The sequence below is a fragment of the Hydrogenoanaerobacterium saccharovorans genome (assembly GCF_003814745.1).
Taxonomy (GTDB): domain Bacteria; phylum Bacillota; class Clostridia; order Oscillospirales; family Ruminococcaceae; genus Hydrogenoanaerobacterium; species Hydrogenoanaerobacterium saccharovorans.
In genome coordinates this window covers 1-5,592 of sequence record NZ_RKRD01000008.1, presented here as the reverse complement: position 1 = coordinate 5,592, position 5,592 = coordinate 1, and the positions used below count along the sequence as shown (strand labels likewise).

The window sequence follows — 5,592 nt, the reverse complement described above, 5'->3', positions numbered from 1 at the left end:
GTGTCGGCATCGACTTATCTTCCCAGGCAGCTTCCCACCAAGTATTTTCAGCACAAATGAGCTTAACTACCGTGTTCGGTATGGGAACGGGTGGATCCTCATTGTCATAAACACCGACTATATAGGTAAGGCAAAAACCTTAACAAACAAACCTTTGGGTATTGGTGACCCGTGCGGGAATCGAACCCGCGTTACCGGCGTGAGAGGCCGGTGTCTTAACCGCTTGACCAACGGGCCATATCTCATTTCGGCACACTCAAACAAGGGAAGTGGTGCGCCATCAGGGACTCGAACCCGGGGCCCGCTGATTAAGAGTCAGCTGCTCTACCAACTGAGCTAATGGCGCATATTAACGCCCTCACGAAAGCACAACTGTACTCTCAAAATCGAACAATGTGAATTACTGCTAACCAAAGATTCGACCTTTATGGTCAAGCCCTCGACCGATTAGTACTGCCTAGCTGAACGTGTCGCCACGCTTACACTTGCAGCCTATCAACCTTGTAGTCTTCAAGGGGTCTTACCTGATTAACTCAGTGGGATATCTTATCTTGTGGTCGGCTTCACGCTTAGATGCCTTCAGCGTTTATCCGTTCCGCACTTAGCTGCCCAGCTGTGCCACTGGCGTGACAACTGGTGCACCAGAGGTGCGTCCATCCCGGTCCTCTCGTACTAGGGACAGCTCCACTCAAATATCCTGCGCCCACGACAGATAGGGACCGAACTGTCTCACGACGTTCTGAACCCAGCTCGCGTACCGCTTTAATTGGCGAACAGCCAAACCCTTGGGACCGAATACAGCCCCAGGATGCGATGAGCCGACATCGAGGTGCCAAACCTCCCCGACGATGTGGACTCTTGGGGGAGATCAGCCTGTTATCCCCAGGGTAGCTTTTATCCGTTGAGCGATGGCATTTCCACTCACATACCACCGGATCACTAACTCCAACTTTCGTTACTGCTCGACCCGTCAGTCTCGCAGTTAGGCTGGCTTATGCGTTTACACTCTAATGCACGGTTTCCGTCCGTGCTGAGCCAACCTTTGAGCGCCTCCGTTACTCTTTTGGAGGCGACCGCCCCAGTCAAACTGCCCACCTAACAATGTCCCCCAGCCGGATTCACGGCTGCAGGTTAGAATTTCAGTACTTCAAGAGTGGTATTCCAACAGTGACTCCACGCATACTGGCGTACACGCTTCCCAGTCTCCCACCTATCCTATACATGAAATACCAAAATCCAATATTAGGCTACAGTAAAGCTCCATGGGGTCTTTCCGTCTTGTCGCGGGTAACCGGCATCTTCACCGGTACTACAATTTCGCCGGGCGGGCTGTTGAGACAGTGTCCAGATCGTTACACCATTCGTGCGGGTCAGAACTTACCTGACAAGGAATTTCGCTACCTTAGGACCGTTATAGTTACGGCCGCCGTTTACTGGGGCTTCAATTCAATGCTTGCACATCTCCTCTTAACCTTCCAGCACCGGGCAGGTGTCACCCCATATACGTCATCTTTCGATTTAGCATAGAGCTGTGTTTTTGCTAAACAGTCGCCTGGACCTATTCTCTGCGGCTCACTCTCGTGAGCACCCCTTCTCCCTAAGTTACGGGGTCAACTTGCCGAGTTCCTTAACAACCCTTCTCCCGTTGGCCTTAGAATTCTCTTCCTACCTACCTGTGTCGGTTTGCGGTACGGGCACCTTGGATATACATAGGGCTTTTCTCGCCCCCGTCTACGCATGCTTCCCTACTAATTTTCGGTCCCTTACGCCCGAGGCAACCAACGCCCGGGTCATGCGCTTTCAGGGTGTCCCCCTACTTAAATTTTCGGTGGTTACGGAATATCTACCGTATGTGCATCGGCTACGCCTTTCGGCCTCACCTTAGCTCCCGACTAACTTGGAGCGGACGAACCTTCCTCCAAAAACCTTAGGCTTTCGGCCATTATGATTCTCACATAATTCTCGCTACTCATTCCGGCATTCTCACTCGTATGAAGTCCACCGCCGCTTTCGCTACGACTTCACCCCTCATACGACGCTCCCCTACCACTCATCTTACGATGAATCCCAAGCTTCGGTATGTCATTTAGCCCCGTTACATTTTCGGCGCAGGGTCACTCGACCAGTGAGCTATTACGCACTCTTTAAATGTATGGCTGCTTCTAAGCCAACATCCTGGTTGTTTTCGCAACCCCACATCCTTCTCCACTTAATGACATTTGGGGACCTTAGCTGTGGGTCTGGGCTTTTTCCCTTTTGACCACGAGACTTATCTCACGTAGTCTGACTGCTGCACATCGATTAGCCGGCATTCAGAGTTTGATAGGCTTTGGTAGGCTTTCGCCCCCTAGGCCATTCAGTGCTTTACCTCCGGTAATCTAATACAACGCTAGCCCTAAAGCTATTTCGGGGAGAACCAGCTATATCCGGGTTCGATTGGAATTTCTCCGCTAGCCACACCTCATCCGCCGCCTTTTCAACGGAGGTCGGTTCGGTCCTCCATGAGATTTTACTCTCACTTCAACCTGGACATGGCTAGGTCACCCGGTTTCGGGTCATATCCAACTAACTCTTTCGCCCTATTCAGACTTGCTTTCGCTGCGGCTCCGCACCTGAAGTGCTTAACCTTGCTAGTTAAATATACTCGCCGGACCGTTCTACAAAAAGTACCCGATCACACTTTGACGTGCTCTCGGTGCTTGTAGGCACAGGGTTTCAGGTTCTATTTCACTCCCCTCCCGGGGTCCTTTTCACCTTTCCTTCACAGTACTATACGCTATCGGTCACTAGGGAATATTTAGGCTTGGAGGGTGGTCCCCCCGGCTTCCCGCGGGATTTCTCGTGTCCCGCGGTACTCTGGATACTGCTCGCTGACTCCGTCTTTCAAATACGCGACTTTCACGCTCTTCGGTGTGCCTTCCCATACACTTCTTCTAGACTTCGTCAATGCTAAATGCAGTCCACAACCCCAAAGGTATTGCTACCCTTGGTTTGGCCTAATCCGCGTTCGCTCGCCACTACTTGCGGAATCTCGGTTGATTTCTTTTCCTCCCCCTACTTAGATGTTTCAGTTCAGGGGGTTCCCCCCGCACAACTATGAATTCATTGTACGGTAACAGGATATTACTCCTGCCGGATTGCTCCATTCGGAAATCTACGGCTCAATGACTACTTGCGTCTCCCCGTAGCTTATCGCAGCTTGTCGCGTCCTTCATCGGTTCCTAGTGCCAAGGCATTCGCCCTGCGCCCTTTTTAGCTTGACCAATTATGTTCGAATCTTCGGTTAAATTATTATCTCTCAGCTTAAATTGTAGCTTTTTACCCATATTGCTATGAATAATTAAAACTTTAACTTTAACTCAAATTCGCAGTTATATTTCACATTGTTCAATTTTCAAAGTACAGGCGGGTTGCACCCGCTGGCAATTCGCGTTTTGTCAACACTCACTTAACGTAAGCCTTTTCGCACGCGTTACTCAACGTGTTCACCCTATTGTGACTCTTAAACTCGTTTTCGCTTACCGCGGGCATTGCTGCTCGTTGCTGTCGCTAAACTTTGTTTTTGTGTCTTTTTGCACACATTGTGTGCTGGTGGGCTCAAGTGGACTCGAACCACCGACCTCACGCTTATCAGGCGTGCGCTCTAACCACCTGAGCTATGAGCCCATTTCTGTGGATAAGAGTTTCGGTTTATCTCCTCGTTTTGTTTCCCTGATGTAATCTTGCGATTACTGGTGGAGATGAGGAGGATCGAACTCCTGACCCCCTGCGTGCAAGGCAGGTGCTCTCCCAGCTGAGCTACACCCCCATAGACAGGGAATTCCCACTTTTGAAGTTCCTTTTGTTCTTCCCTTTGGTTTTTTGACTTAATGCCAAACCACCATCAAGATTCACAAAGAACCTTCAAAATTAAACAACATTCAGTTTTTACTCTTTACCCTAAATCCTTGCGAGTTTCTACTCCTTAGAAAGGAGGTGATCCAGCCGCACCTTCCGATACGGCTACCTTGTTACGACTTCACCCCAGTCATCAATCCCACCTTCGACAGCGTCCTCCTTGCGGTTAGACTACTGGCTTCGGGTGTTACCGACTCCCATGGTGTGACGGGCGGTGTGTACAAGGCCCGGGAACGTATTCACCGCAGTATGCTGACCTGCGATTACTAGCAATTCCGACTTCATGCAGGCGAGTTGCAGCCTGCAATCCGAACTGAGACGACTTTTGGGGATTGGCTCCACCTCGCGGCTTCGCTACCCTCTGTTTATCGTCATTGTATTACGTGTGTAGCCCAGGTCATAAGGGGCATGATGATTTGACGTCATCCCCACCTTCCTCCGTTTTGTCAACGGCAGTCCTATTAGAGTGCTCTTGCGTAGCAACTAATAGTAAGGGTTGCGCTCGTTGCGGGACTTAACCCAACATCTCACGACACGAGCTGACGACAACCATGCACCACCTGTCTCCTTGCCCCGAAGGGCTTCCCATATCTCTATGGTATGCAAGGGATGTCAAGACCTGGTAAGGTTCTTCGCGTTGCTTCGAATTAAACCACATAATCCACTGCTTGTGCGGGCCCCCGTCAATTCCTTTGAGTTTCAGCCTTGCGGCCGTACTCCCCAGGTGGATTACTTATTGCGTTAGCTGCGGCACGGATGCTTGCACACCCACACCTAGTAATCATCGTTTACGGCATGGACTACCAGGGTATCTAATCCTGTTTGCTACCCATGCTTTCGAGCCTCAGCGTCAGTAAAAGCCCAGCAGGCCGCCTTCGCCACTGGTGTTCCTCCTAATATCTACGCATTTCACCGCTACACTAGGAATTCCGCCTGCCTCTACTTCACTCAAGAACTGCAGTTTTGAATGCAAGTTACCGGTTGAGCCGGTACATTACACATCCAACTTACAATCCCGCCTACGCTCCCTTTACACCCAGTAATTCCGGACAACGCTTGCACCCTACGTATTACCGCGGCTGCTGGCACGTAGTTAGCCGGTGCTTCCTCCTCAGGTACCGTCATTATCGTCCCTGAAGACAGAGGTTTACAATCCGAAAACCGTCTTCCCTCACGCGGCGTCGCTGCATCAGGCTTTCGCCCATTGTGCAATATCCCCCACTGCTGCCTCCCGTAGGAGTCTGGGCCGTGTCTCAGTCCCAATGTGGCCGATCAACCTCTCAGTCCGGCTACCGATCGTTGCCTTGGTGGGCCATTACCTCACCAACTAGCTAATCGGGCGCGAGCCCATCTTTCAGCGATAAATCTTTGGCAGCAAGATGATGCCATCTCGTTGCATTATGCGGTATTAGCATTCGTTTCCGAATGTTATTCCCCTCTGAAAGGCAGGTTGCTCACGTGTTACTCACCCGTCCGCCACTAAACTGTTCTTCATCCATCCGAAAACTTCATCCGAACAGTTCCGTTCGACTTGCATGTGTTAGGCGCGCCGCCAGCGTTCGTCCTGAGCCAGGATCAAACTCTTAATTAATTGTATTGTAAGACCGAAGCCTTATAATCAAGTTAACTAAGTCTTGCTTAGCTCTTTTTGCGAATACTCGCGTTTGTTTTACATCGTCTCTTTCGAGCAGATGT

At 50.6% G+C, this 5,592-nt stretch carries 4 tRNA genes and 3 rRNA genes; all 7 read right to left on the bottom strand.

Going from position 1 to position 5,592, the window contains the following annotated elements:
• Position 1: 1 nt before the first annotated feature.
• A 5S ribosomal RNA gene (gene rrf / locus EDD70_RS14835) occupies positions 2–118 on the bottom strand.
• Between the two features lie 44 nt (positions 119–162).
• Positions 163–237 (bottom strand) — tRNA-Glu (locus tag EDD70_RS14830).
• 33 nt (positions 238–270) lie between these two features.
• Positions 271–346: transfer RNA gene (locus EDD70_RS14825), tRNA-Lys, on the bottom strand.
• 81 nt (positions 347–427) lie between these two features.
• Positions 428–3,263: ribosomal RNA gene (locus EDD70_RS14820) — 23S ribosomal RNA — on the bottom strand.
• 326 nt (positions 3,264–3,589) lie between these two features.
• Positions 3,590–3,666, bottom strand: a tRNA-Ile gene (locus EDD70_RS14815).
• Between the two features lie 66 nt (positions 3,667–3,732).
• A tRNA-Ala gene (locus EDD70_RS14810) sits at positions 3,733–3,808 on the bottom strand.
• Between the two features lie 160 nt (positions 3,809–3,968).
• Positions 3,969–5,488 (bottom strand): 16S ribosomal RNA (locus EDD70_RS14805).
• Together the 16S, 23S and 5S rRNA genes with 4 tRNA genes alongside form the textbook arrangement of a ribosomal RNA operon.
• Positions 5,489–5,592: the final 104 nt, after the last annotated feature.